The sequence below is a fragment of the Methylibium sp. T29 genome (genome assembly GCF_000576205.1).
GTDB classification, from domain to species: domain Bacteria; phylum Pseudomonadota; class Gammaproteobacteria; order Burkholderiales; family Burkholderiaceae_C; genus Methylibium; species Methylibium petroleiphilum.
The window spans coordinates 26,794-53,732 of sequence record NZ_AZND01000006.1; the positions used below are offsets into that span (position 1 = coordinate 26,794).

Below are 26,939 nucleotides of genomic sequence, written 5' to 3' on the forward strand. Positions count from 1 at the left end.
CCTGTGGCGTATGACCTCAGACTTTACTCGAACTCCTCCGCGCTCGGTATGTCACCTTGCACGACGCCCTTGAGTTTGTGGCTTGCGTGGAACGTCACCACATTGCGCGCCTTGATCGGGATCGCCTCCCCGGTGCGCGGGTTGCGCCCGGGCCGGGGGGCCTTGCGCCGGATCTGGAAGTTGCCGAAGCCGGAAAGCTTGACGTCCTGCCCCTCGACCAGTTGGCCGTGGATCAATTCGAAGAAGGCCTCGACCATGTCCTTGGATTCACGCTTGTTCAGGCCCAGGCGCTCGAACAGCAGTTCGGCGAGTTCGGCCTTAGTCAGCGTCGGTGTCTCGAGGGTCGGGAGCAGCACTCGGTCCATGGTCGGATTCTTCCGTATCGGCGCCGGTCAGGCCCGCAGGCGGGCGCCCAGTTGCGCAGAAAGTGTGTCCAGCACGGAGCGGACTGCGGCGTCGATGCGCTCGTCGGTCAGCGTGCCATGCTCGTCCAACAGTTCAAGCCGTATGGCCAGGCTGCGCTCACCGGCAGCCACCTCGGCACTAGGGTTCTTGGGGCGGTAGACATCGAACAGGCGTGCGCTGCGCACGACGCCGCTGCTGGGTGCTACGGAGATCGATTGCATCAGTGCATCGTGAGCTACGTGATCGCCGACGATCAGGGCGATGTCCCGAACCGCCGCCTGCTGCTTCGGGATGGCTGTATAGATGGGCACACCGCCCTCCGACAGCGCCTGCGCATCGAGTTCGAACACGACCGGCGCTTGCGGCAACTCGTAGGCCTGGCGCCAGCGCGGGTGCAACTCGCCGATCCAGCCGACGGTCCGGCCGTCGCACTCGATGCGGGCGCTGCGCCCCGGATGCAGGGCCGGGTGCTCCGCCGCGACGAAGCGCGGTCGGCGTGGCACCAGCAGCGCTTCCACATCGCCCTTCACGTCGAAGAAGTCGACGCCACGTTCGGTGGTGCCCCATTGCGGTTCATCGCAGCCCCATAGGCCAGGCCTCCCAGTCTCAGCGGCTGGTCGACGCCGGCGACACCCGAATCGCTGTCGATGGCGGCGGGATCGCGCAGGAATACGCGGCCGATCTCGAACACGCGCACCCGCGCCGCCTTGCGCGCGAGGTTGAAACGCAACACGTTGATCAGGCTGCCGATCAAGCTGGATCGCATCACGGCCAGCGGCGCAGCGATCGGATTGAGCAGCCGGATCGGGGCCTCGTTGCCGGCGAAGTCGCGCTCCCAGCGTGCCTCGACGAAGCTGAAATTCACGGTTTCCTGGTAATCCAGGCCGGCCATCGCGTGCCGTAGCGTGTGCAACCCGCGGCGCGATTCCGACATCACGCGGGGCGTCACGGGGGCCAGCGGCGGTGTGTCGGGCAGCATCGAGTAGCCGAGGACACGGATGACCTCCTCGATCAGGTCTTCCTCGATCTGCAGATCGAAACGCCAGCTCGGCGGCGTGACGATGATGCGTCCATCCTCCTCGCGACACGCCAGACCCAGCCGCTGGAAGACGCCGACGCACTGGGACTGCGAGACCGGCATGCCGATCACGCGGCAGGCACGATCGACGCGCATCGCGACCGGCGTGCGCTCGGGCAGCGCGAGGATCTGGTCGTCCATCGGACCGGCTTCGCCACCGCAGACGTCGAGGATCAGCTGCGTGATGCGCTCGATGTGCTCGACCGTCTGCCCCGGATCGACGCCGCGCTCGAAGCGGTGCCCGGCGTCGGTGCTGAAGTTGTAGCGGCGCGAGCGTCCTGCGATCGACTGCGGCCACCAGAATGCGGCCTCGACGTACACGTTGCGGGTGTCGTCGGTCACCGCGGTGGCCTGGCCGCCCATGATCCCGGCCAGCGATTCGACTTGCCGATCGTCGGCGATCACCCCCACCGCTGCGTCGACCTCGATGGTGCTGCCGTTCAGCAGTTCCAAGGACTCACCGGACCGACCCCAGCGCACTTCGAGCCCCCCATGGATCTTGTCGAGATCGAAGATGTGCGAAGGACGGCCGAACTCGAACATCACGTAGTTCGAGATATCGACCAGTGCACTCACAGAGCGCTGGCCGCAGCGTGCGAGGCGCTCCACCATCCAGGGCGGTGTCGCCGCCCGCGGGTTCACGCCGTGGACGATGCGCCCCGAGAAGCGGCCGCACAATTCGGGCGCTGCGACGCGAACCGGCAGCTTTGCGCCGTGCGTCGGCAGCACCGGCGCAAAGGCCGGTTGCTTGAGCGGCACGCCCGTCAGCGCCGACACCTCGCGTGCGATGCCGTAGACGCTCAGGCAATGGGCCAGGTTGGGCGTGAGCTTCAACGTGAATAGCGTGTCGTCGAGCTGGAGGTGGCTGCGGATGCTCGTACCGACCGGGGCATCGTCGGCCAGGATCAACAGGCCGCCATGGTCTTCCGACAGCTTGAGCTCGCGCGCCGAGCACAGCATGCCCTGGCTCTCTACGCCGCGAAGCTTGCCGAGCTTGATCTGGAACGGAGCACCGCCCGCCTCAGCCGGAGGCAGTTCCGCGCCCACCAGCGCGCAGGGAACCTTGATCCCGGCTCGCACGTTCGGCGCACCGCAGACGATCGACAGTGGCGTACCGGCGCCCACATCGACCCGGCAGATATGAAGCCGGTCGGCGTTGGGGTGCTTCTCGATAGCGAGCACCTCAGCCACCACCACCTTGTCAAACGGCGGCGCCACAGGGCGCAGTTCCTCGACCTCGAGGCCGGCCATGGTCAACGTCTCGGCCAGCGCGGGGGTCGACAGCGGCGGATTGCAGAACTCGCGCAACCAGGATTCAGGAAATTGCATGACGCCTGTGTCGTTGGGGAAGTCGGATCACTTGAACTGCGACAGGAAGCGCAGGTCACCGTCGAAGAACAGCCGCAGGTCGCTGACGCCATAGCGCAGCATCGCCAGCCGGTCGATGCCCGAGCCGAAGGCGAAGCCGATGTAGCGTTCTGGGTCCAGGCCCATGTTGCGGATCACCTGCGGGTGCACCTGTCCGGACCCCGACACCTCGAGCCAGCGGCCCTTCAGCGGACCGCTGCCGAACATCATGTCGATCTCGGCGCTCGGTTCGGTGAACGGAAAGTAACTGGGCCGGAAGCGGATCTGCAGGTCGCTGGTCTCGAAGAAGGCCCGGATGAAGCTCACGTAGACCGACTTCAGGTCCTTGAAGCTGATGTTCTGCCCCACCCACAGCCCCTCGACCTGGTGGAACATCGGCGAGTGCGTCGCATCGCTGTCGACGCGGTAGGTGCGCCCCGGAGCGATGACGCGGATCTCCGGCATCGGCAGCCCGGCATCGAGCGCGGCGCGGTGCGCTTTCACGTGCCGTACCGCGTGGCGGATCTGCATCGGGCTGGTGTGGGTGCGGAGCACCTGGCCGCCCTCGACATAGAAGGTGTCGTGCATCGAGCGCGCCGGATGGTCGGCTGGCGTGTTCAGTGCAGTGAAATTGAACCAGTCGGTTTCGATCTCCGGGCCGTCGGCCACCTCGAAGCCCATCGAGCCGAAGATCGCCTCGATGCGCTCCATCGCGCGAGTGATCGGATGCAGGCCGCCGCTGCCGCGGCGCCGGCCCGGCAGAGTCACATCGAGCGACTCGGCGCGCAGCTGCTGCGCCAGTTCGGCATCGGCCATGGCCTGGCGGCGCGCCGTCAACGCCGCTTCGACCTGCTGCTTGGCCGCGTTGATCTCGGCGCCGCGCGCCTTCTTCTCGTCGACCGGCAGGCTCGCCAGCTGCTTCATTCGCGCCGTGAGTTCACCGCTCTTGCCGAGGAACGCAGCCTTCGCATCCTCGAGCTCGGCCGGGGTACGGGCCTTCTCGAAGGCCTGAGCCGCCTGTTGCACCAGTTGACTGAAGGCTTCCATCAGATCTCTGTCTTGCGGATGAAGAGGTGACGCTGAAAAAGCGAGGGGCCGACGCTTGCGCCTCGGCCCCTGCAGTGCACATCGGGCCTGCAAGGCCCGACGTCGATCAGGCGAGCTGGGCCTTCACCTTCTCGACGATGCTGCCGAAAGCGGCCGGATCGTTGACGGCCAGTTCCGCGAGCATCTTGCGATCGATGTCGATCGCGGCCTTCTTGATGCCGGCGATGAAGCGGCTGTAGGTGATGCCGTGGCTGCGCGAAGCCGCGTTGATGCGGGCGATCCATAGGCGACGGAAGACGCGCTTGCGGTTGCGGCGGTCACGATAGGCGTATTGGCCCGCCTTCATCACCGCCTGTTTGGCGATGCGATAGACGTTCTTGCGACGGCCGCGGAAGCCCTTGGCGAGCTCCAGGACCTTCTTGTGACGAGCGCGTGCGGTGACACCACGTTTGACGCGAGGCATGTTTCTACTCCTTCAAGAATTGATCTGAGACCTGGACGTCGCGACTCAAAGGCCTGCGAACGGCAGCATCTGGGCCATATGGCCCATGTTGGTCTCGTGCACCGTCGCCGTACCCCGCAGGTGGCGCTTGTTCTTGGTGCTCTTCTTGGTGAGGATGTGGCGCTTGAACGCCTGACCTCGCTTGACGGTGCCGCCCGGGCGGACACGGAAACGCTTGGCAGCGCTCTTCTTAGTCTTCATCTTGGGCATGACTGCTCCTTCTAGTTTGTTCCCGCAGGCGCCGCGAACCACTCGCGGACTTGGGGCCTGTCGGTCACTTGTGCCTTCGTTGCGGCGACCAGACCGCAACGACGGTGAACTCACTTCTTTCGCTTCGGCCCGAGCACCATGATCATCTGGCGCCCTTCGAGCTTGGGCATGTTCTCCACCACCGAGACATCGGCGAGTTCGTCGCGGATGCGCTCGAGCAGCCGCATGCCGATGTCCTGGTGCGTGATCTCGCGGCCGCGGTACCGCAGGGTCACCTTTCCCTTGTCGCCTTCTTCGAGGAAGCGACGCAGGTTGCGCATCTTGATCGCGTAATCGCCTTCGTCGGTACCGGGCCGGAACTTCACTTCCTTGATGTCGATGACGTGCTGCTTGGCCTTGGCTTCCGCGGCCTTCTTCTGCTCCGCGTACTTGAACTTGCCGTAGTCCATCAGCCGGCAGACCGGAGGGTCTGCCGTGGCTGAGATCTCCACCAGATCGACGTCCGCCTCACCCGCCAGGCGCAAGGCCTCCTGGATGCTGACGATGCCAAGCGGCTCGTTCTCGGGCCCGTTCAGGCGCACTTCCGGCGCCATGATTTCCCGGTTCAGCCGGTGCTTGCGTTCGTCGTTACGGGTGCGACGGTCAAAGAAATTAGCGATGGTCAGAATCCTTTCGAGCCCTTTGCGTTCCTGCGCTCAGGCTCCACATCGAACACACACGCGCCTGGACAACCAAGGCGTGGGGCGGGAAACGAACTCCTCCCGCATCACACCTTGTGGGCGATGTCGCTAGCCATCCTCTGGGAAAAGGCATCTAGAGGCATCACGCCGAGGTCCTGGTTACCCCGGGCGCGCACCGCAACGGCCCCCGCAGCCTTTTCCTTGTCGCCAACGACAAGGATGTACGGAAGCTTTTGCATGGAATGCTCTCGGATTTTATACGTGATTTTCTCGTTGCGCAAATCGACGCCGGCTCTAACTCCTTGTTTTTGCAGCGTTTTCGCAATCTCTGCGGCGTAGTCGGCCTGCCCGTCGGTGATGTTGAGCACCATCACCTGCACCGGGGCGAGCCACGCCGGTAGCGCGCCGGCATGCTGTTCGATGAGGATGCCGATGAAGCGCTCGAGGCTGCCGACGATCGCCCGGTGCAGCATCACCGGGAACAAGCGCTCTCCGCTTTCGGCCACGTAGACCGCATCCAGGCGCTCCGGCAGCGAGAAGTCGACCTGCATCGTGCCGCACTGCCACTGGCGACCCAGGGCGTCCTTCAGCGTGTACTCGATCTTCGGGCCGTAGAACGCGCCATCACCCGGCGACACGACGAATTCGCAGCCCGACGCCCGCAGGCTCTCCATCAGCGCGTGCTCGGCCTTGTCCCAGACCGCATCGGAGCCGATCCGCTTCTCGGGCCGGGTGGCGACCTTGTAGATGATGTCGTTGAAGCCGAAGTCCTTGTAGACCTTCTGCAGCAAGGCTGTGTAGGCCACGCACTCCGGCAGGATGTGCTCCTCGGTGCAGAAGATGTGCCCGTCGTCCTGCGTGAAGCCGCGCACCCGCATGATGCCGTGCAGGCCGCCGGTGGGTTCGTTGCGGTGGCACTGCCCGAACTCGCCATAACGCAGCGGCAGGTCGCGATAGCTCTTGATGCCCTGCTTGTAGATGAGGATGTGGCCCGGGCAGTTCATCGGCTTGAGCGCGTAATCACGCTTCTCCGACTCCGTGACGAACATGTTCTCCCTGTACTTGTCCCAGTGTCCGGTCTTCTCCCACAGACCCTGGTCGAGGATCTGCGGCCCCTTGACCTCGAGGTAGCCGTTGTCGCGGTAGACCGCGCGCATGTACTGCTCGACCTGCTGCCAAACCGTCCAGCCCTTCGGGTGCCAGAACACGAGGCCCGGCGCGTGCTCGTCGAGGTGGAACAGGTCGAGTTCGCGGCCGAGCTTGCGGTGATCGCGCTTCTCGGCCTCCTCCAGCATGTGCAGATACTGCTGCAGTTCGTCCTTGCTGGCCCAGGCCGTGCCGTAGATGCGCTGCAGCATCTCGTTGCGGTGGTCGCCGCGCCAGTAGGCGCCGGCCACCTTCATCAGCTTGAAGTGCCTGAGCTTGCCCGTGCTCGGCACGTGCGGGCCGCGGCACAGGTCCTCGAACCGCCCTTCACGGTACAGCGACACATCCTGGCCGGCCGGAATGCCGGCGATGATCTCGGCCTTGTAGTCCTCGCCGATCGACTTGAAGTACGCCACGGCCTCGTCGCGCGGCAGCACGCGGCGCTCGACCTTCTCGTCCTTCTTCGCCAGTTCCGTCATCTTGGCCTCGATGGCCGCCAGATCCTCCGGCGTGAACGGGCGCTTGTACGAGAAGTCGTAGTAGAAGCCGTTCTCGATGACCGGTCCGATCGTCACCTGCGCTTCGGGGAACAGTTCCTTCACTGCGTACGCCAGCAGGTGGGCCGTCGAGTGGCGGATCAGGTCGAGGCCGTCGGCATCCTTGTCGGTGACGATGGCGAGCCGTGCATCGCCCTCGATGCGATGGCCCGTGTCGACCAGCTTGCCGTCGACACGGCCGCCCAGGGCCGCCTTCGCGAGCCCGGTGCCGATCGATGCCGCGACCTCGGCCACAGTGACCGGGCCGGGGAACTCGCGTTGCGAGCCGTCGGGAAGCGTGATCACGATCATGAAAGAGCCTCTGAAATGAAAAAAGCGCGGTGGAGACCGCGCTTCGAGACGAAAAGAACAGACGTGCTCAGACTGCGGTCGGACAACCCTGGTGCATGGTGGTCGACGTTCGCGGTGTCATAACCCGGCGTGCCTTTCTCGTCCTTGTTCGTGGATGCGAGCGCGCATTGTAGGCGCCGCCCGCTGGTCCCCGATCAGTGGAACTGCTCTTCCTCGGTCGAGCCGGTCAGCGCCTTGACGCTGGACGAGCCGCCCTGGATCACCGTGGTGACGTCGTCGAAGTAGCCGGCGCCGACTTCCTGCTGGTGCGACACGAAGGTGTAGCCCTGCTCGCGCGCCTTGAACTCGGGCTCCTGCACCATCTCGACGTAGTGCTTCATGCCCTCGCCCTTCGCATAGGCCTGGGCGAACTGGAAGGTGTTGTACCAGTTGATGTGGATGCCCGCGAGGGTGATGAACTGGTACTTGTAGCCCAGCTCCGAGAGCTTCTCCTGGAACACGGCGATCGTCTTGTCGTCCAGGTTCTTCTTCCAGTTGAACGACGGCGAGCAGTTGTAGCTCAGCAGCTTGCCCGGGTGCTTGGCATGCACGGCCTGCGCGAACTCACGGGCGAATCCCAGGTCCGGCGTGCCGGTCTCGCACCACACGAGGTCAGCGTAGGCGGCGTAGGCAACACCGCGGCTGATGGCCTGCTCCAGGCCGTTCTTCACGCGGTAGAAGCCTTCCTGGGTGCGTTCGCCGGTCAGGAATGGCTTGTCGTTGGCGTCGTGGTCGCTGGTGATCAGGTTGGCGGCCTCGGCATCGGTCCGGGCCAGCACGATGGTCGACACGCCCATCACGTCGGCGGCGAAGCGCGCGGCGATCAGCTTCTCGCAGGCTTCCTGGGTCGGCACCAGCACCTTGCCACCCATGTGGCCGCACTTCTTCACTGCGGCGAGCTGGTCCTCGAAGTGCACGCCGGCGGCGCCCGCGGCGATCATGTTCTTCATCAATTCGAAGGCGTTCAGCACGCCGCCGAAGCCGGCTTCCGCATCGGCCACGATCGGCAGGAAGTAATCGATGAAGTCCTTGTCGCCGGGGCCCGTGCCGCGCGACCACTGGATCTCGTCGGCGCGCTTGAAGGTATTGTTGATGCGGCGGACCATGGTCGGCACTGAGTCGTAGGCGTACAGCGACTGGTCGGGATACATGGTCTCGGAGGTGTTGCCGTCGGCGGCAACCTGCCAGCCTGACAGATACACGGCCTCGACGCCGGCCTTGGCCTGCTGCATCGCCTGACCGGCGGTGATCGCGCCGAAGGCATTGACGTAGCCCTTCTTCGACGCGCCGTTGCACTGTGCCCACAGCTTTTCGGCGCCGCGCTTGGCGATCGTGTACTCGGGCTGCAGGCTGCCGCGCAGGCGAACCACGTCGGCAGCGCTGTAGCCGCGCTTCAGGCCTTTCCAGCGCGGGTTCTCCGCCCAATCTTTCTCGAGGGCGGCGATCTGTTGTTCACGGGTCGGTTGGCTCATGTCGGGCTCCGGAAGTGGTGAATGAAGTGGTGGGGAAACGCTACCTCAGCGTAAGGCCAAACGCCGCGCCGAAGAAGACTTATATCTTATATAAGACTTCTATGTAAATCCAATAAAAACAATGACTTGAGAACAATATTTCCGCATGTGAAATCAGTTCTTTCGCCATGAAAAAATCTGCGGCACTGCAGCATCGTAGCTTTTTGCATTGCAGCACAACCATTTCTCATCGTGGAAATTCGAGGCGGGGGCGCGCTTCGCTCGCCGCGCCGGGCCGCGAGCGACGATGATGGCGGCCATGACTTCCTTCGCCTTCCTCTCCGGCAGCAGCTTCCTGAAGCTTCCATCACAAGCCGATCGGCCCTATGCCATCGCCGGCCTCGCGTGGGATGGCGCGGTCACCAACCGACCGGGCGCTCGCTTCGGTCCGCGCGCCATCCGCGAAGCAAGCCACATGCTGTGCGACGGCATCCATCCGCACTTCAACATCGACCCCGCGCCCTACCTGACCGACCTCGGTGACCTGCCGCTGCCCAACACCAGCCTCGAAGCCATGCGCGTGGCCATGGCGCCGAGCGTGAACGCGATGATCCGCGCCCACCACATGGCCTGGATCGGCGGCGATCACTCGGTCACACTGCCACTTCTGCGGGCCTACAAGTCCTGGCTCGGCCGACCGCTGGCGGTGATCCATTTCGATGCCCACTGCGACACCTGGGAAGACCACTTCGGCGAGCCCAGCGGCCATGGAACGTGGGTCTACGAGGCCCTCCAGGAGGGCCTGGTGCTGCCCGAATGCTTCACCCAGATCGGCATCCGCTCGGCGGGCGCACGCGAGGCACGCGACTATGTGCGGACCCGGGGCGGACAGATCTTCGACGCGCGGCAACTGCGTGGCCTCGAGAGCCCGGCGCAGCTGGCGCCCGTGACCACCGCGATTCGGAAGCGGCTCGCCGGCCACGGCAACCCGCCGCTCTACCTCAGCCTCGACATCGATTGCCTCGACCCGGCGTTCGCACCAGGCACCGGCACACCCGAACCCGGCGGCATGACGACGAACCAGGTGCTGTCGCTGCTGGAGGAACTGGCTGATCTCGATTTCGTCGGCATGGATTGCGTGGAGGTCGCTCCACCCTACGACCACGCCGAACTCACGAGCTACGCTGCGGCAAGTTTCGTGTGGACCTACCTGTGCGGTCAGCTGGCGCGCCGCGGCGCCACACGGCCGGCCTGAGTCCGTCGGGGCGCCGCCTCGGCAGGTAGACCGCCAGCAGCGCCAGCAGGCCGAGCACACCGAACGGCCAGCGCAGATCCACGCGCGACGCGACCGGATGCGCCAGTTGCTCGCTGGTCAGCGCCGCATACAGCGCCTGGGGCGTGGTGAGTCGCTGGTAGGCCAGGCCCGTTTCGCTGGCCAGCAGTTGCAGATAGGGCTCGCGCAGCGACGACAAGTGCTCGCTGCCGGGCGTGGAACCGAGCATCACGCCCGTGCGTTCGCTGCCGTCCTCGACCATCTGTTCGCCCGCCACGCTGCCGCCCCGCCCGTAGCTGCGCGGGTCGAGCTGCATGACTTCGTCGGCCTCCCAGTAGCCGTAGGCGCGGCCCTCGAGGTCGTGCTTCGGGATGCGTGCCGGCAACAGGCCGCCCACGCCCACCACCAAGCCCGGCGCGACGCGCACCGCGCCGTCGTCGCTGGGCCGGTACTGCGGGTTGACCGGCGGGGCCTCCTGCCCGTCAGTCACGAACACCAGGGCCGGTCTCGACGGCAACGCCTTGGCGATCTTCAGCCCGCTGTACAGGCCCTTGGCCACCTCGCTGTTGCCGGTCCAGGCCATGCGGCCGTCGATGTTCGACAGCACGGCCAGCAACTCCCGCTGGTTCTCGCACACCTCCACCGGATCCATCAGAAGGAAGGAGCGGTATTCGGTGAACAGGCCCCAGCCGACGCGGCTTCCGCACGGCAGCTTGCGCAGCGCTTCGCCGATCACGCGCTTGGCCTGCGCCAGACGCGTGACCGAACGGCCTTCGTGCTGTTGGTCGGCGACCTCCATGCTCTGGGTCACGTCGAGCACGATCACCATGTCGCTCTGGGGCCGTGCCCAGGTGAGGTACGGCGACGCGAAGGTGATGGTCAGCGCCAGCGCGGCGAGCGCCAGGCAGGCGCGCGCGGTCCCCGCGCGCAGCGCTGCCCTACCCTGCAGCAGCAGCGCCCGCAGGCCGGGGCCCTTCACGGGAGCCCCCGCGACACGCCACGCATCGTCGTGGCGGCGCGCTCGGCGTTCTCCGGCGGCCCGCCGGCATCCGGGTCCGCGTCGTCGGGGTCGGGTTGCAGCCGCTGGGCGCGCTCGAGGTTGTATCGGGCCTCCCAGTGCTCCGGGTCCTGCCGCAGCACCTCGCGGTAGCTCGCCTTCGCAAGCTCGATCAACGGCAGCGCCTGGCCCGGCAGGGCCGAGCCACGCAACACCAGCGCCTGCAGCAGCAGCTGGTTCGCGGCGTTGTAACGGGCGGCACGCCCGAGCGCGCTGTCGTCCTGCAGCACGCGGTAGGCATCGATCGCCGCCTCGTGCTCGCCACGTCGGGCCAGCTCGGTGGCATGCGCGAAGCGCAGCTCGGCGCGCGCCGTCGGGTCGGGCCGCTCGGCGATGCCGGCACGGATCATCGCGTTGTCGCGCTGCTTGTCCTGCCAGCGCCAGCCGTCGATGACGGCAGCCAACGCGAGGAGCGCCAGGGCCCCCCAGGCCAGCCTCAACCGGGTCCGCGGCGTCATCAGCGCCATGATCGCCCCTCGGCCCAGCGGCTGGCGAACAGCAGCAGCACCGCCGCCAGCGCCAGCGCGTAGGCATGCGCCGACAGGTCGCGGCGCGGCACCAGATCCTGGTAGGTGATGGGCAGATTCTCCAGCCGGCCCACGTCTGCGATCGCGCGCTTCAGCGCCTCGGGGTTCTCGGCCTCGTAGGCGCGGTAGGGCACGCCGGCCGACTGGAAGAAGCGATCGAGGAAGATCTCCGGTACGGTGTCCGCGGCGCCGGGCGCATCGCCCGCGTTCGCGTGCAGCCCCGGACTGCGCGCCGAGCGGATGTAGATCCAGTACAGCGACACGCGTTGCGCCTGCAACCGGTCGACGATGAGCTGACGCACACCCGGTTCGATGTGGTCGCCGCCGTCCGAGACCAGCAGCACGATGCGCGAGCCGGTGTAGGGCCGGTCATCGAAGAAGCGCAGGCCCTCGAGCAGGGCCGCGGCGATGTCGGTCTCGCCCAGGCCGCGCCCGATCTCGCCGGCGGCGATGGCCGCCTGCACAACATCGGTCTTCTGGGTGAAGTCGAGTACCCGGATCGGCAAGGTGCTGAACACCGCCATCGCGAAGCGGTCCTGCTGCCGGCTGGCTGCGAACTCGCCCAGCAACTGGCGCGCCGCCTGCCCCTTGCTGACGCGCACGCTCTGGTCCTGCTGGTTGTAGGCATACCAGGCGGCCGAGCCCGGGGTCGGGCCATTGACCGACGCCGAGCTGCTGACGAAGCGCTCGTCCATGCTGCGGCTGCGATCGAGCAGCAACGCGATCTCGGCGCCCTGCCCCACCCGCTCGACCGCGTACTCGGCGCGGTACATCCCGGCCAGCGCCACCACGATGCTCGCAATGGCGAAGGCTCCCAGCACGCGCAGCAGCCACTTGAGCAGCACCGAAGGGCGGTCCGCCGGCAGCAGCGCGAGCCATGAATGGCGCTGGGTCGCGCGGCCGTCGCGCCACAGCGGCAGCAGTGCCAGCGGCAGCAGGCAGAGCCAGGCCGGGTGCGCCCAGCCGATCGAGTCGAGCGGGTTCATCGCCATCTCACGCCCGTCCCCGCTCGATGTCGAAGCAGCGCCGGCAGAAGTCACGCAACCACAGGCGATCGGCCTCGAGCGGCGCCTGCCCGCCGAAGAAGAAGCGCTCCGAGCGCTCGAAGAACTGCAGCATCTCGCCACGCACCGCCGCGTAGGCCGGCTGCTCGGCCACGAAGCGATCGACCGCGCCGGCATGGAGCACGCGGCGGGCCGTGGCATCGAGCGCCGCATGCAGGGTGCGCCACGCGTCCAGCCATTCATCGGTCGGTGCGGTCACCAGCACGCCCTGGAGCTGTCGGCGCGCCCGCGCGAACGGCCGCTGCCGACGTCGCCACCACGGCCAGCCCAGATAGACCATCGCCAGATGGGCCAGCGGCAGCAGCGCCAACGCGGCATACAGGCCCAGGCGTCGCCGCTCCGGCAGGGTGTCGACCCGCAGCGCCGGCGTATCGGGGCGCAGGGTGCCCAGGCCGGCCCGCAACGGCGCCTCGACCGGGGCCAGCGGTGCGAGGCCGACCGGCGCGAAATCGATGCGCAGCTCTTCGCCACGCGGCTGGCCGTCGAAGCGCAGCGTGAACGACGGCAGGTCCAGCACCACCGGTTCGCTGGGCGCGCGGAACACCTGGTAATCGAACCCCAGGGTGTAGCGCCGGCCCCGCAGCGTGGGCCGCCAATCCTGCGTGACCCGCCGCAGCTCGAAGGAGTGCCCGATCCGCCCAGGCGTCGGGATCGACGCCTCGTCCAGCGTCAGGCGGCCCGGCACGTCGAGCACGATGGTTCGCGTGAGCACGTCGCCCACCCGATGACCGTAGGCCCGTGGATCGTTGACCTGCGCGACGATCGGCTCGGTGTCCTCGGCATCGGCCGCAGCGAGGCCGCTCGCCGACAGCAGGCCGCAGGCGACGGCGAGCATGGCCGCCCGTGCAGCGTCACCGGGCCGGGACGTGCCGCGCGGAAGGCGCCGGATTGCCACGCTCAGCCCTGCACGAAATGGGCGCTCACCGCATCGGCCCGGTAGCCGTCGTCGAGGACGAGCGGATCGAGCGATGCCGGTGGAACAGCGCCTGCAACGCGGCGCGCCGCCCGGCCTGGACGGCGCGCCAGCGCTCGCGCAGCGCCGGCCGCACCCAGACCAGCGTCTGCTCGCCGCTTTCGGGGTCGGCCAGCTGGATCAGGCCGTTGCGGGGCGGGTCGAACTCCTGCCGATCCCACACCATCACCGGCACCACCTCGTGATGGGCCAGCCCCCCCAGCACGGTCTCGAGATCGGCGATCGGCAGGTGGAAATCGGACACCAGGAAGACCAGCGCGCGCCGGTGCGGCAGCGCACGCGCCGCCTCAGCCAGACCGATCGCCGAGCCCTGCGGATCGAGCCGGCGCAGGCGTTGCGCCAGCAGGCCGCCGAGGCCGCGCCGGCGCGTCGGCGGCAGCAGCCAGTCGCGCCGCAACCGCTCGTCGCAACCGATGAAGCCGAAGGAGTCGCCGGCGCGCCACGCCGACTCGGCCGCTGCCTGCGTGAAGTCGGCCAGCACGTCGAGCTTGCGGCGCACGCCGCGGTAGCCCATCGAGGCAGACAGGTCCGCGATCACGACGACCGCCACCGCCTTGCGTTCGCTGAACACGCGCACCTGCCATTGACCGAAGGCGTCGCGCAGGCTGGCGTGCACGTCGATGCGCCGCGTGTCGGGCGCTTGCGTGAGCGGCACGTGGCCGCGGAACTCGAGGCCGGCCTCGCCGCGCCGGCTGCGGTGCGCACCCGGCACGTGGCCGGCGGCGCCGTGCCGCACACGGTAGTGGAACTCGCGCACTGCAGGGGCCGCCGGCTTCACGGCGCGGCCACCTTCGAGACGATGCCCTCCATGAGGGCCGCAATGATCTCGGTGCGCCGCAATTCGTAGACCGGCTGCAGGCAAAGGCGGTGGGCGATGGTCTCGTAGAACACCGAGCGCAGGTCCTCCGGCGTGGCGTAGCTGCGGCCGTCCAGCCAGGCTGCAGTACGCGCGGCCCGCAGCATCAGACTCATGCCGCGCGGGCTGGCGCCCGCGAGCATCAGGTCGGCGGTGTCGGCCTCATCCAGTGCCACGCCGTAGTCGGCCGGCGCGGCGGTGGCGCGCCACAGGTGCAGCGCATAGTCGCGCAGCGCCTCGGACGCCTGCACGCCGCGCTGCACCGCCGCCGCCACGGCCGGCAACTCGCGGTAGGGCAGCATGCCGGCCGGCAACTCGTCGATCAGCGCATCGGTGTCGTGGAAGCGCGGGTCGAACATCAGCGCGCGGCGATCCTCGTCGCTGGCCGGCGCGTCGATGGTGATCTCCATCATGAAGCGGTCGCGCGCCGCGGAGGAGATCTCGAAGGTCTCCTCGCGTTCGACACGGTTGCGGTCGGCGAACACCAGCAGGTGCGGGAACCGGAACTCGCGGTTGAACGCCGTCAGGCTGCGTTCGGCCATCACGCGCAGCAGCAGCGCATGCACCTGGGGGCGTGCACGGTTGATCTCGTTGAAGAAGAAGATGGCCAGCTCGTCGCCGTGCTGCGTCAACGGTCCCGGGTCGACCTGCGGTCGCCCCTCGCTGCTGATGTGTGTGTGGTAGACGAGGTCGTTGGGCATCAGGTCGATCGTGCCCTCGGTGCGCCCGAAAGCGCCACCGATCAGGTGCGCCACGCTGCGCAGCAGCGTCGTCTTGCCGACTCCCACGTCGCCCTGCAACAGCACGTGTCCGCGGGCGAACACCGCCATCGTGATCAACCGCAGGGCGCGCTGCTGCCCGATCACTGCGCGCGCCGCCAGCGACTCCAGCTGCAGCGCCCGCTCGCGCCAGTCGCTCAGCTGCGCGTCATTCAACTCCATGGGGCTCCTTCGCGGGTCTGGACGGACCCGATGAAAACGAGCATGTCAAAGCCATGAGACGAACACAAGCTGCGGGCTTCCCCGTGGTGCTCCGCAAAGGAGCAAATCAGACCTGCAGAGCTGTCGTCTTCTTGACCGTGCGCAGCACGAGCATCGAATTCGACCGCAGCACGCCCGGCAGGCGCATCAGCACCTGGGTGTGGAAGCGCTCCAGGTCGTCCGCATCCTTGTAGGTGAAGCGGATCAGGTAGTCGTTGGTGCCGGCGACGTAGAAGCAGTCGAGGATGCTCGGCACGTCGAGCACGGCCCGCTCGAAGGCCTCGATCGCCACCGTGGTCAGCCGCTCCAGGTTGACGATCGTGTAGCTGGTGCCCGGCTGGCCGACGGCGCGCGGGTTGATCAGTGCCACGTAGCCGGCGATCACCCCGCCGTCCTCGAGCTGCTTGACCCGTCGCAGGCAGGCTGAGGGCGACAGATGGACGCGCTGCGCGAGGTCCTGGTTCGAGACCCGGCCGTCGGTCTGGAGCTCGCGCAGGATGCTCCGGTCGACGGCATCGAGCTGCGCATCCGATTGCTTGCGATCCTGCTTGTTTGCCATCGTATTTCAGTATTTATTGATTTATTCGAATTTTATGCGAATCACGCGGGTTCATCCCGGCCGTTTGCGCAAGCACATTGCGTCACGCGACGACTAGACTGAAGTCCAGTGACACACCGCCGCGGCAGCATGCGTCGCGCGCTTGCAAGGACCGGTTCCATGACCACAGACCTCGACGCCTACTGGATGCCCTTCACCGCCAACCGGCAGTTCAAGAAGGCGCCGCGGCTGTTGTCCAAGGCCTCGGGCATGCATTTCTGGACGCCCGAGGGCCGCGAGGTGCTGGACGGCATCGCCGGGCTGTGGTGCGTCAACGCGGGCCACGCCCGCCCGAAGATCGTCGAGGCCATCCGTGCCCAGGCGCTGGAGCTCGACTTCGCTCCGCCCTTCAACATGGCTCACCCCAAGGCCTTCGAGCTGGCGGAGCGTCTGGTCCAGCTGACGCCGGCCGGGCTGAACAAGGTCTTCTACACGAACTCGGGCTCGGAGTCGGTCGAGACCGCGCTGAAGATGGCGATCGCCTACCACCGCGCCCGCGGGGAAGGCTCGCGCACCCGGCTGATCGGTCGCGAGCGCGGCTACCACGGCGTCAACTTCGGCGGCATTTCGGTAGGCGGCATGGTCGCCAATCGCAAGATGTTCGGATCGATGCTGACCGGCGTCGATCACATCCGCCACACACACGATCCGGCGCGCAACGCCTTCTCGATCGGCCAGCCGCAGCACGGCGCCGAACTGGCCGACGACCTGGAGCGTCTGGTGGCGCTGCACGACGCCAGCACGATCGCCGCAGTGATCGTCGAGCCGGTCGCCGGTTCCACCGGCGTGCTGCTGCCGCCGCAGGGCTACCTGGAGCGCTTGCGCGCGATCTGCGACAAGCACGGCATCCTGCTGATCTTCGACGAGGTGATCACCGGGTTCGGTCGCACCGGCGCGCCGTTCGCGGCACAGCGTTTCGGCGTTACGCCCGATCTGATGACGGTCGCCAAGGGTCTGACCAACGGCTGCGTGCCGATGGGTGCGGTGTTCGCGAAGCAGCACATCCACGATGTGTTCATGAACGGCCCGGAGCACCTGATCGAGTTCTTCCACGGCTACACCTACTCCGGCCACCCACTGGCCTGCGCCGCGGCGCTCGGCACGCTCGACACCTATGCCGAGGAAGGCCTGCTGACGCGCGCGTCGGAAATGGAGGCTTATTTCGCCGACGCGCTGCACAGCCTGAAGGGCCTGCCGCACGTGATCGACATCCGCAACATCGGGCTGGTCGGCGGCATTGAGCTGGCACCGATCGACGGCTCACCGGGCAAGCGCGCGTTCGACATCTTCCTCGAGTGCTGGGAACGCGGCGTGCTGATCCGCACCACCGGCGACACCGTGGCGCTGTCGCCGCCGCTGATCATCTCGAAGACGCACGTCGACCAGATCGTCGGCACGCTGGCCGACGCGCTGAAACGTGCGGGCTGAGCCCGCCCCGGCAGCCCCTTCTTCCCCTCGCGCAACCCCTTTCTCCGAGAGCACTGCCTAGCGCCTACCGTATGAGCCTCCTTCGCGCCGATCAGGACCTCACGCGAGACTCGTATTACGCCGCCACCGCGCCGCGTGAGGCGGATCTGCCGCCGTTGCAGGAGGACCTGACAGCCGATGTCGCGGTGGTCGGCGGTGGCCTGGCCGGCCTGTCGGCCGCCATCGAACTGGCCGATCGCGGCTTCAACGTGGTGCTGCTCGAGGCGCGGCAGATCGGCTGGGGGGCTTCCGGCCGCAACGGCGGCCAGGCGATCCATGGGCTGGCCTGCGACCAGTCGGAGATCGAGGCGCAACTCGGGCTCGCCGAGGCGCAGCGCATCTGGAACATGTCGATCGAGGCGCTCGACCTGATCCGCGCGCGCTGCCGCCGCTTTGCCATCGACTGCGACTGGCAGGACGGCTACCTGGGCCTGGCCGTCAATGCTCGCAAGGCGCGCGAACTGCAGACCTGGCACGAGCGCATGGCCAGCGTCTACGGCTACCCAATGCAGTGGATCGCTCCCGACGAACTGCCCCGCTGGATCGCCAGCCCGCGTTTCCACAGCGGCCTGCACGATGCGCGCTCCGGTCACCTGCACCCATTGAAGTACAGCCTGGGGTTGGCCCGCGCGGCGCGTTCACTCGGGGTGCGCCTGTTCGAGCACTCCGCGGTCACCGCGCTCGAACAGGCCGCGGCCCCCGGCACCTCCAGCACCGTGCGCACCGCGTACGGCAGCGTGCGGGCACGGCAGGTGCTGCTGGCTGGCAATGTCTACCTGCAGGAGCTCGCGCCGCAGATCGCACCGTCGCTCAACGCCCGCATCATGCCGGTCGGCACCTACATCGTGTGTTCCGAGCCGCTCGATCAGGCTCGCTGCGACGCCCTGATCCCGTCGCGCTCGGCGGTGTGCGACACCAACTTCGTGCTTGACTACTTCCGGCCGACCGCCGACGCCCGCCTGCTGTACGGCGGCCGCGTGAGCTACAGCACGGTGACTCCGGCGAACCTCGCGGCAGGCATGCAGCAGCGCATGGTCGCCACCTTCCCCCAACTCGCCGGCACGCGCATCGACCACGCCTGGGGCGGCTTCGTCGACATCTCGATGAATCGAGCACCCGATTTCGGGCGCCTGCCCGCACGCGGTGCGGGCGGCGGCGCGGCCACCGCGTCGAACATCTATTACCTGCAAGGCTTCTCCGGTCACGGGCTGGCGCTCACCGGGCTGGCCGGCCAACTGGTGGCCGAGGCGATGGCCGGCGACGCCTCGCGCTTCGACACCTTCGCACGCCTGAAACACCACGCCTTTCCCGGCGGCCGTCTGCTGCGCACGCCCGCGCTGGTGCTCGGCATGGCGTACTACCGACTGAAGGACGCCCTGTGATGCCCTTCCGCCCCCTCCTCCGTCCTGGCGAGACAGTCTGCTGCAGCCGTGGCATGCTGCTTGCACACCATGGCTGCATCCGGCATGCCTCGCACCCCGACTGTGCTCCTGTGCGACTCGCCTCATGAACCGCCCTGACCTCCCTCGCGCTCCGGCCCGCGCTGTCGTGCTGGTGCCGGCCTGCAACCGCATCATCGGCCTGCACCCCTTCCACGTGGCCGGGCAGAAGTACATCGACGCGGTTCGCCTGGCCGGCTGCCTGCCGCTGGTGGTGCCATCGGCCCAGGCGCACGAGATCGATGAGTTGCTCGACCTCGCCGACGGCGTGTTCCTGACCGGCTCGCCAAGCAACGTGCACCCGCGCCACTTCGACGAGGTGGTGCACGACCCCAGCCTGCCGCTCGACCCGGTGCGCGACGACTGGACGCTGCCGCTGATCCCGCGTGCGCTCGAGCGCGGCATCCCGCTGTTCGCCATCTGCCGCGGCTTCCAGGAAACCAACGTGGCCCTGGGTGGCACGCTGCACCAGGCGGTGCAGGAGCGGCCGGGACTGATGGACCATCGCTCTGACGACGCCCAGGCGGTGGACGTGCAGTACGGCCCGGCTCACGCCGTGAGCGTGGTCCCCGGCGGCCTGCTCGACACCCTGCTCGGCGGCGCCGACTTCAAGGTCAACAGCCTGCACGGCCAGGGCGTGAACCGCCTGGCCCCGGGGCTGCGCGCAGAGGCTACAGCCCCGGACGGCATCATCGAGGCTTTCAGCCTGCCTTCGGCGCCGGCCTTCAACCTCGGGGTGCAGTGGCACCCCGAATGGCAGGCGCGCGACAACCCGGTGTCGATGAAGCTGCTGCGCGCCTTCGGTGACGCCTGCCGCAGCTTCCGTGAACTCAACCGTGAATCCGTCCGCGAGCGTCCTCGCGTGCCCTAGATCCCTGCCAGGCTCCGCAACGACCGCGGAGCTCGATGCGACGGCGCGCCGCTCCCCTCCCAAAGCGCGCAGCGAATGAAACAGGTGACTTATGGTGGTCCGCGACAACTTCACATTCAGCGAACTCGAACAGTGGCTCAACGAACGCCGCGTGACGGAGATCGAGTGCCTCGTGCCCGATCTCACCGGCGTGGCACGCGGCAAGATCCTGCCGCGCGAGAAGTTCACCGAAGACCGCGGCATGCGGCTGCCCGAGGCGGTGGTCGCGATGGGCGTGACCGGCGAATTCCCGGAGGAAGGGCCGTACTACGACGTCATCAGCCCGACCGACCAGGACATGCACCTGCGTCCCGACCCGACCACGGTGCGTATCGTGCCCTGGGCGACCGACCCCACCGCGCAGGTGATCCACGACTGCTTCGACCGCAACGGCAAGCTGGTGCCGTTCGCGCCGCGTTCGGTGCTGCGCCGGGTCTGCGAGCTGTTCGAGTCCGAGGGCTGGAATCCGGTGGTCGCGCCCGAACTGGAGTTCTACCTGGTGGCGCGCAACACCGATCCCGACGTGCCGCTGAAGGCCCCGGTCGGCCGCAGCGGCCGCTCCGAGACCTCGCGCCAGGCCTACTCGATCGATGCGGTCAACGAGTTCGATCCGCTGTTCGAGGACGTGTACGACTACTGCGAGAAGATGGAGCTCAACGTCGACACGCTGATCCACGAAGTGGGTGCCGGCCAGATGGAGATCAACTTCTTCCACGCCCACCCGCTGGGTCTGGCCGACGAGGTGTTCTTCTTCAAGCGTACGGTGCGCGAGGCGGCGATGCGCCACAACATGTTCGCCACCTTCATGGCCAAGCCGATCGCCGGCGAGCCGGGCAGCGCGATGCACATCCACCAGAGCATCGTCAGCAAGGCCACCGGCCGCAACATCTTCAGCAATGCCGACGGCACGCCGAGCCAGGAGTTCTACTGGTACATCGGCGGCCTGCAGAAGTACGTGCCGGCGGCGATGGCGCTGTTCGCCCCCTACGTGAACAGCTACCGCCGCCTGGTGCGCTCGAACGCCGCACCGATCAACATCCAGTGGGGCACCGACAACCGCACCGTCGGCATCCGCTCGCCGGTCGCCACCGCGGCCGCCCGACGCATCGAGAACCGCGTCATCGGCGCCGACGCCAACCCCTACGCTGCGCTGGCCGCCACGCTGGCCTGCGGTTACCTGGGCATCAAGAACCGCATCGAGCCCACGCCGGAATGCAAGGGCGACGCCTACCTGGGCGACTTCCAGCTGCCGCGCAGCCTGGGCGAGGCGCTCGAGCTGCTGCGTGCCGAGAAGGATCTGGCCGAGGTGCTGGGCGAGTCCTTCGTCACCGTCTACACCGAGGTCAAGGAGATCGAGTACGCCGAGTTCATGAAGGTGATCTCACCGTGGGAGCGTGAACACCTCCTCCTGCACGTCTGACCGAGCGGAGCGAACGAAATGAGCCGAACCACGCAAGACTGGCAGGCCGCCGACGCGGCGCACTTCCTGCACCCCTTCACCGACTTCGACGCCCTGGCGAAGAAGGGCTCGCGCATCATCGAGCGAGCCGAGAACATCTACCTCTGGGACAGCGAGGGCCACAAGATCCTCGACGCGATGAGCGGGCTGTGGTGCGTCAACGTCGGCTACGGCCGGCAGGAACTGATCGACGCCGCGACCGCCCAGCTCAAGCAGTTGCCCTTCTACAACGCCTTCTTCCAGACCGCCACCCCGCCGGCGATCGAGCTGGCGGAGCTGCTGAGCGAGGTGACGCCGCCGCAGTTCAGGCACGTGTTCTTCTCGGGCTCCGGCTCCGAGGGGAACGACACCGTGGTGCGCATGGTGCGTCGCTACTGGGACGTGCTCGGGCAGCCCAAGCGCAAGGTGATCATCAGCCGAAACAATGCCTACCATGGCTCGACGATGGCCGGCGCCTCGCTCGGCGGCATGAGCGGCATGCACGCCCAGGGCGGCCTGCCGATCCCCGACATCACCCACATCGAGCAGCCCTACTGGTACGAGCTGGGCCGCCCGCAGGGTCTGAGCCGCGACGACTTCGGACGCCTTGCTGCAAGCTGGCTGGAGAAGAAGATCCTCGAGGTCGGGCCCGAGCGCGTGGCCGCCTTCATCGGCGAGCCGGTCCAGGGCGCCGGCGGCGTGATCATCCCGCCGGCCACCTACTGGCCCGCCATCCAGGCGATCTGCGACAAGTACGGCATCCTGCTGGTGTCCGACGAGGTGATCTGCGGCTTCGGCCGCACCGGCCGCTGGTGGGGCTGCGAGACCATGGGCACCCGCCCCGACCTGATGACCTTCGCCAAGGGCGTGACCTCCGGCTACATCCCGCTGGGCGGCGTGATGGTCGGCGAGCGTGTCGCCCGGGTGCTGATCGAACAGGGCGGCGAGTTCAACCACGGCTATACCTACAGCGGCCATCCGGTGGCCTGCGCCGTGGCCCTGGCGAACATCCGCCTGATCCAGCGCGAGCGGCTGGTGGACCGGGTGCGCGACGACCTCGGCCCCTACCTGGCCCAGCACTTCGAGGCGCTGAAGGCCCATCCGCTGGTCGGCGACGCCGAGACCTGCGGCCTGATGGGGGCGGTGATGCTGGCCAGGGACAAGGCCAGCGGCACGCCATTTGCATCCGATCTGGAGGTCGGCATGGTCTGCCGTGGGCACTGCTTCGGCAACGGGCTGATCATGCGCGCGGTTGGCGACAGAATGATCATCGCGCCACCGCTGGTGATGACCCGCGACCAGATCGACGAGATGATGGTGCTGATCAAGCGTTGCCTGGATCTGACATGGGCGGACGTCAAGGCCCGGGGCTGGGTCTGACCGAATTGCCTGGGGGTCATCGTCTCGGGGAAGCTGTGCGTTAGCGCGTTGCGTTCTTACTTTGTCTTTGTCTCAACCCGGAGGATTCCATATGAAGCTGTTGTCGTCGCGCCGTGCGGTCGGTGCCCTGGGCCTGGTCGCCAGCGTCGCTGCCGCGTGCGGCCTGCTGAGCAGCCCGGTGCATGCTCAGGAGGAGAAGGTCCTCAATGTCTACAACTGGTCCGACTACATTGCCGAGGACACGCTGGCCAACTTCGAGAAGGAAACCGGCATCAAGGTTCGCTACGACAACTTCGACAACAACGAGATCGTCCATGCCAAGCTGGTGGCCGGCAAGACCGGCTACGACGTGGTGGTGCCCTCCTCCTACTGGGCCAAGCTGCAGGCCGACGGCGGCCTCCTGCAGAAGCTGGACAAGGCGCAGCTGCCGAATCTGAAGCACCTCGACCCGGCGCTGCAGGAGCAGCTCGCCAAGCTCGACCCGGGCAACCAGTACCAGGTCAACTGGCTGTGGGGCTACACCACCGTCGGCATCAACGTCGACAAGGTCAAGGCCGCCCTGGGCAACCTGCCGATGCCCGACAACGCCTGGGACCTGGTCTTCAAGCCGGAGTACATCTCCAAGCTCAAGAGCTGCGGCGTGAGCATGCTGGACTCCGCCACCGAGGTGGTCCCGGCGGCCCTGCACTACCTGGGCAAGCCCGCGTACAGCAAGAACCAGGCTGACTACGCCGGCGTCGCACCGCTGCTCAAGAGCGTGCGGCCCTACGTGACGCTGTTCAGCTCGTCCGGCTACATCAACGACATGGCCAACGGCTCGATCTGTCTTGCACTGGGTTGGTCGGGCGACATCAACATCGCGAGGCAGCGCGCCATCGACGGCAAGACCGGCCAGAAGATCGAGGCCCTGATCCCGAAGACCGGCGGCGTGCTGTTCTTCGATGTGATGGTGATCCCGGCCGATGCCCCGCACCCCGGCAATGCCCACAAGTTCATCAACTACATCCTGCGGCCCGAGGTGGCGGCCAGCCTGACCAACAAGGTGTTCTACGCCAACCCGAACAAGGAATCGAAGAAGTTCGTCAAGCCCGAGATCGCCGGCAATGCCACCGTGTTCCTGAACGAGGCCGACCTGAAGAAGATGGCCGCGCCCGACAGCATCGGCAGCGACATCCGGCGGACCATGACGAGGCTGTACACGTCGTTCAAGACCGGCATCTGACCGTTCGGCCATAACGAGGGAGGGCGTGATGGCGAACGACAACGGCGGCGCAAAGGCCGCCAGCGGCTACCTGCAGATCCAGGACGTGGTGAAGGACTTCGGCGGCGGTGCCGTCGCGGTCAACCACGTCAGCATCGACATCGCCCAGGGCGAAATCTTTGCGCTGCTGGGCTCGTCGGGCTGCGGCAAGACCACGCTGCTGCGGATGCTGGCGGGCTTCGAGACGCCGACGTCCGGGCGCATCGTGCTCAACGGGCAGGACCTGGCCGGCATGCCGCCCTACGAGCGGCCGATCAACATGATGTTCCAGTCGTATGCGCTGTTCCCGCACCTCACGGTGTGGGACAACATCGCGTTCGGCCTGCGTCGCGACGGCATGCCCCGGGATGAGGTCGCGCAGCGGGTCGACGCGATGCTCAAGCTGGTCCAGCTCGGCAAGTACGGCAAGCGCAAGCCGCACCAGCTCTCGGGTGGTCAGCAGCAGCGCGTCGCGCTGGCGCGCAGCCTGGCCAAGCGGCCCAAGCTGCTGCTGCTCGACGAGCCGCTCGGCGCGCTCGACAAGAAGCTGCGCGAGGAAACGCAGATCGAGCTGGTCAACATCATCGAGGAGGTCGGCGTGACCTGCGTGATGGTGACGCACGACCAGGAAGAAGCCATGACCATGGCCTCGCGCATCGCGATCATGAGCGAGGGCAAGGTGCTGCAGGTCGGTGCGCCGGCCGACGTCTACGAGACGCCGGCCACGCGCTTCGTGGCCGACTTCATCGGCAACGTGAACCTGATGGAAGGGACACTGAGCGAGGACCACCCCGATCACGTGGTGATCTCCTGCAAGGACTGCAGCCACCTCGTCGGTCACGGCATCACCGGTACCGAGGGCATGACGGTCAGCGTCGCGGTGCGACCCGAGAAAATCGGCCTCGGCCCCGACGAACCACCGGGCCCGCACAACCGCGCGCGCGGCACGATCAAGGACCTGTCCTACTTCGGCAGCTTCACCGTCTACCACCTCCAGCTCGACAGCGGCGCCGTGCTGAAGATCAGCCAGAGCAACGTCGAGCGGCATCGCGACGTCGAGCTGACCTGGGGCGACACCGCCTGGGCCTCGTGGTCGCCGTCGTCGCAAGTGGTGCTGACGCAATGAGCGGCGGCCCCGACCTGATGGCGAGGGTACGGCAGGTGCCGCTGCTGGGGCGTCTGGCCGGCCTGCTGGGCGGCCGGCGCTCCGTCATCGGCATCCCCTACGTCTGGCTGCTGGTGTTTTTCCTGTTTCCGTTCCTGATCGTCATGAAGATCAGCGTCTCCGAAATGGAGAACGTGCACTTCAAGGACCTGATCACGGTCAGCGACGGCGTGATGAACCTGTCGCTGAAGTTCAGCAACTACATCTACATCACGCAGGACGACCTCTATTTCTCCACTTACCTGTCGAGCCTGAAGTACGCCGCCGTCACGACGGTGCTGTGCCTGGCGATCGGCTACCCCTTCGCCTACTTCATGGCGCGCGCCAAGGCGACGCTGCAGCCGGCGCTGCTGATGCTGGTGATGTTGCCGTTCTGGACCTCGTTCCTGCTGCGCGTCTACGCGTGGAAGGGGCTGCTGGGCGAGAACGGCTGGGTCGCCGACCTGTTGATCGCGCTGCGCATCGACACCTGTTGCTGGCCGGCGGCCTGATTCCCTCGCTCGGCAAGTTCATGAACTCGCCGTTCTCGCTGGTGATCGGCATGGTCTACACCTACCTGCCGTTCATGATCCTGCCGCTGTACGCGAACCTGTCCAAGATGGACCTGCGGCTGCTGGAGGCGGCCACCGACCTGGGCGCCACGCCGGCCACAGCCTTCTGGAAGATCACCGTGCCGCTGTCCAAGGCCGGCATCATCGCCGGCTCGATGCTGGTGTTCATCCCCTGCGTCGGCGAGTTCGTGATTCCCGAACTGCTGGGCGGGCCGCAGACGCTGATGATCGGCCGCGTGCTGTGGGACGAATTTTTCAGCAACAACGACTGGCCGATGGCATCGACCGTCGCGGTGGTGATGATCCTGCTGATCATCGTGCCGCTGGCGATCTTCAACCGCTACCAGGCCCAGACGCAGGAGGCCCGGCGATGAGCAGCGGACGCCGTACCCTGTTCGGCGCCGGCTTCGCGCGGCTGTTCGCCCGGGGCTGGCTGGGCGCCGGCTACCTGTTCCTGTACCTGCCGATCGTCGCGCTGGTCATCTACTCGTTCAACGATTCGCCGCTGCCCAGCGTCTGGGCCGGCTTCACGCTGAAGTGGTACGCCAAGCTCGCCACCGACAACGAGATGCTCTCGGGCCTGTGGCTGAGCCTGAAGATCGCCTTCTTCACGGCCTGCGGCTCGGTGGTGCTCGGCACGCTGGCGGCCTTCGCGCTGGTGAAATACACGCGCTTTCGCGGCCGCACGCTGTTCGGCGGCATGGTGAGCGCGCCGCTGGTGATGCCCGAAGTGATCGTCGGCCTGTCGCTGCTGCTGATGCTGGTGTCGGTGCAGCGTGCGCTGGGCTTCCCGGAGCGCGGCACGCTGACCATCTGGCTCGGCCACCTGCTGCTCGGGATGGCCTACGCCACCGTCGTCGTGCAGGCGAGATTGCAGGAACTCAACCCGCAGCTCGAGGAAGCGGCGATGGACCTGGGCGCGCGGCCGGCGCAGGTGTTCACGCTGGTCACGCTGCCGATGATCGCGCAGTCGCTGGTCTCGGCGTGGCTGCTCACCTTCACCATCTCGCTCGACGACGTGGTGTTGTCGGCCTTCCTGTCCGGGCCGGGCTCGACCACGATGCCGCTGGTGATCTTCTCGCGCGCGCGCCTGGGCGTGAATCCCAGCGTCAACGCAATGGCGACCGTGATCATCACCATCGTGTTCATCGGTGTGATCACGGCGAGCTACCTGATCGCCCGCGCCGAGCGCGAACGCAGCCGCGCCATGGCGCAGGCGCAACGCGACGGCGGCTGACGAATCCCTGCCACCCCGAAGAAAACCGAAC

General features: G+C 67.1%; 24 protein-coding genes and 2 pseudogenes. 10 read left to right on the forward strand and 16 right to left on the reverse strand.

Annotated elements, in window-relative coordinates; translation table 11 throughout:
• Window positions 1–23 precede the first annotated feature (23 nt).
• The 9 genes and pseudogenes from x551_RS02125 to x551_RS25725 all read right to left on the reverse strand — a co-directional run bounded on the left by x551_RS02125 (window position 24) and on the right by x551_RS25725 (window position 9,074).
• Complete coding sequence (locus tag x551_RS02125; protein ID WP_011829477.1) at window positions 24–365, reverse strand: integration host factor subunit alpha; 342 nt, start codon at window positions 363–365, stop codon at window positions 24–26.
• Between the two features lie 27 nt (window positions 366–392).
• Window positions 393–2,812 (reverse strand): annotated as a pseudogene (gene pheT / locus x551_RS02130) (phenylalanine--tRNA ligase subunit beta).
• 27 nt (window positions 2,813–2,839) lie between these two features.
• Window positions 2,840–3,877 (reverse strand): phenylalanine--tRNA ligase subunit alpha, encoded by a 1,038-nt coding sequence (gene pheS, locus x551_RS02135; protein WP_011829479.1) that lies wholly within the window; start codon window positions 3,875–3,877, stop codon window positions 2,840–2,842.
• 106 nt (window positions 3,878–3,983) lie between these two features.
• On the reverse strand, window positions 3,984–4,340 hold the full coding sequence (gene rplT / locus x551_RS02140) for a 50S ribosomal protein L20 (protein ID WP_011829480.1): 357 nt from the start codon (window positions 4,338–4,340) through the stop codon (window positions 3,984–3,986).
• Window positions 4,341–4,385: 45 nt separating this feature from the next.
• Window positions 4,386–4,589: a 50S ribosomal protein L35 gene (gene rpmI / locus x551_RS02145; protein ID WP_011829481.1), complete on the reverse strand. Its 204-nt coding sequence runs from the start codon at window positions 4,587–4,589 to the stop codon at window positions 4,386–4,388.
• A gap of 110 nt (window positions 4,590–4,699) precedes the next feature.
• A complete protein-coding gene (gene infC, locus x551_RS02150; protein ID WP_081771180.1) occupies window positions 4,700–5,257 on the reverse strand; it encodes a translation initiation factor IF-3 in 558 nt (185 codons plus the stop codon).
• A gap of 98 nt (window positions 5,258–5,355) precedes the next feature.
• Entirely contained in the window at window positions 5,356–7,263 is a 1,908-nt protein-coding gene (gene thrS, locus x551_RS02155; protein ID WP_011829483.1) for a threonine--tRNA ligase, read from the reverse strand.
• A 194-nt stretch (window positions 7,264–7,457) separates the two neighbouring features.
• Window positions 7,458–8,774: an isocitrate lyase gene (gene aceA, locus x551_RS02160; protein ID WP_011829484.1), complete on the reverse strand. Its 1,317-nt coding sequence runs from the start codon at window positions 8,772–8,774 to the stop codon at window positions 7,458–7,460.
• Between the two features lie 153 nt (window positions 8,775–8,927).
• Window positions 8,928–9,074, reverse strand: a complete 147-nt coding sequence (locus x551_RS25725) for a hypothetical protein (RefSeq protein WP_155935775.1) — start codon at window positions 9,072–9,074, stop codon at window positions 8,928–8,930.
• Between x551_RS25725 and speB the strand changes: the two genes are divergently transcribed.
• Window positions 9,073–10,008 (forward strand): agmatinase, encoded by a 936-nt coding sequence (gene speB / locus x551_RS02165; RefSeq protein ID WP_231497480.1) that lies wholly within the window; start codon window positions 9,073–9,075, stop codon window positions 10,006–10,008. The genes x551_RS25725 and speB overlap by 2 nt on opposite strands.
• On the opposite strand, the gene x551_RS24945 is transcribed toward speB, so the two are convergent.
• From x551_RS24945 to x551_RS02200, 7 genes are all read right to left on the reverse strand, one after another.
• Window positions 9,926–11,005, reverse strand: a complete 1,080-nt coding sequence (locus x551_RS24945) for a vWA domain-containing protein (protein ID WP_051495504.1) — start codon at window positions 11,003–11,005, stop codon at window positions 9,926–9,928. The two genes, speB and x551_RS24945, sit on opposite strands and share 83 nt — an antisense overlap.
• A complete protein-coding gene (locus x551_RS24950; protein ID WP_049820792.1) occupies window positions 11,002–11,550 on the reverse strand; it encodes a hypothetical protein in 549 nt (182 codons plus the stop codon). The genes x551_RS24945 and x551_RS24950 overlap by 4 nt, the downstream gene beginning before the upstream one ends.
• Complete coding sequence (locus x551_RS02180) at window positions 11,541–12,596, reverse strand: vWA domain-containing protein (protein ID WP_036229385.1); 1,056 nt, start codon at window positions 12,594–12,596, stop codon at window positions 11,541–11,543. Before x551_RS02180 ends, x551_RS24950 begins: the two co-directional genes overlap by 10 nt.
• Window positions 12,597–12,603: 7 nt before the next feature.
• Window positions 12,604–13,509, reverse strand: a complete 906-nt coding sequence (locus x551_RS02185) for a hypothetical protein (RefSeq protein ID WP_011829489.1) — start codon at window positions 13,507–13,509, stop codon at window positions 12,604–12,606.
• An 85-nt stretch (window positions 13,510–13,594) separates the two neighbouring features.
• Window positions 13,595–14,425, reverse strand: coding sequence for a DUF58 domain-containing protein (locus x551_RS02190; RefSeq protein ID WP_152543374.1), 831 nt, complete (start codon window positions 14,423–14,425; stop codon window positions 13,595–13,597).
• Entirely contained in the window at window positions 14,422–15,444 is a 1,023-nt protein-coding gene (locus tag x551_RS02195) for a MoxR family ATPase (RefSeq protein ID WP_011829491.1), read from the reverse strand. The genes x551_RS02190 and x551_RS02195 overlap by 4 nt, the downstream gene beginning before the upstream one ends.
• Before the next feature lie 106 nt (window positions 15,445–15,550).
• Window positions 15,551–16,042, reverse strand: coding sequence for an Lrp/AsnC family transcriptional regulator (locus x551_RS02200; RefSeq protein ID WP_011829492.1), 492 nt, complete (start codon window positions 16,040–16,042; stop codon window positions 15,551–15,553).
• 159 nt (window positions 16,043–16,201) lie between these two features.
• Between x551_RS02200 and x551_RS02205 the strand changes: the two genes are divergently transcribed.
• The 9 genes and pseudogenes from x551_RS02205 (at window position 16,202) to x551_RS02245 (ending at window position 26,908) form a co-directional block, all read left to right on the forward strand.
• Window positions 16,202–17,509 (forward strand): aspartate aminotransferase family protein, encoded by a 1,308-nt coding sequence (locus tag x551_RS02205; RefSeq protein WP_011829493.1) that lies wholly within the window; start codon window positions 16,202–16,204, stop codon window positions 17,507–17,509.
• A gap of 71 nt (window positions 17,510–17,580) precedes the next feature.
• Window positions 17,581–18,930, forward strand: coding sequence for an FAD-binding oxidoreductase (locus x551_RS02210; RefSeq protein ID WP_011829494.1), 1,350 nt, complete (start codon window positions 17,581–17,583; stop codon window positions 18,928–18,930).
• 124 nt (window positions 18,931–19,054) lie between these two features.
• Complete coding sequence (locus tag x551_RS02215) at window positions 19,055–19,858, forward strand: gamma-glutamyl-gamma-aminobutyrate hydrolase family protein (protein WP_011829495.1); 804 nt, start codon at window positions 19,055–19,057, stop codon at window positions 19,856–19,858.
• A gap of 91 nt (window positions 19,859–19,949) precedes the next feature.
• Window positions 19,950–21,317, forward strand: coding sequence for a glutamine synthetase family protein (locus x551_RS02220; RefSeq protein ID WP_036229350.1), 1,368 nt, complete (start codon window positions 19,950–19,952; stop codon window positions 21,315–21,317).
• Between the two features lie 18 nt (window positions 21,318–21,335).
• The gene (locus x551_RS02225) at window positions 21,336–22,715 is read left to right on the forward strand and encodes an aspartate aminotransferase family protein (protein ID WP_036229353.1); all 1,380 of its coding nucleotides are present in this window, start codon (window positions 21,336–21,338) and stop codon (window positions 22,713–22,715) included.
• Window positions 22,716–22,806: 91 nt separating this feature from the next.
• Entirely contained in the window at window positions 22,807–23,937 is a 1,131-nt protein-coding gene (locus tag x551_RS02230; protein ID WP_011829498.1) for a polyamine ABC transporter substrate-binding protein, read from the forward strand.
• A gap of 28 nt (window positions 23,938–23,965) precedes the next feature.
• A complete protein-coding gene (gene potA / locus x551_RS02235; protein WP_011829499.1) occupies window positions 23,966–25,081 on the forward strand; it encodes a polyamine ABC transporter ATP-binding protein in 1,116 nt (371 codons plus the stop codon).
• A 17-nt stretch (window positions 25,082–25,098) separates the two neighbouring features.
• A pseudogene (locus x551_RS02240) lies at window positions 25,099–26,045 on the forward strand (ABC transporter permease subunit).
• Window positions 26,042–26,908 carry an ABC transporter permease subunit gene (locus x551_RS02245; protein WP_011829501.1) on the forward strand — a complete coding sequence of 289 codons (867 nt, stop codon included), beginning with the start codon at window positions 26,042–26,044 and terminating at the stop codon, window positions 26,906–26,908. Before x551_RS02240 ends, x551_RS02245 begins: the two are co-directional and overlap by 4 nt.
• The last annotated feature ends 31 nt before the right edge of the window (window positions 26,909–26,939 follow it).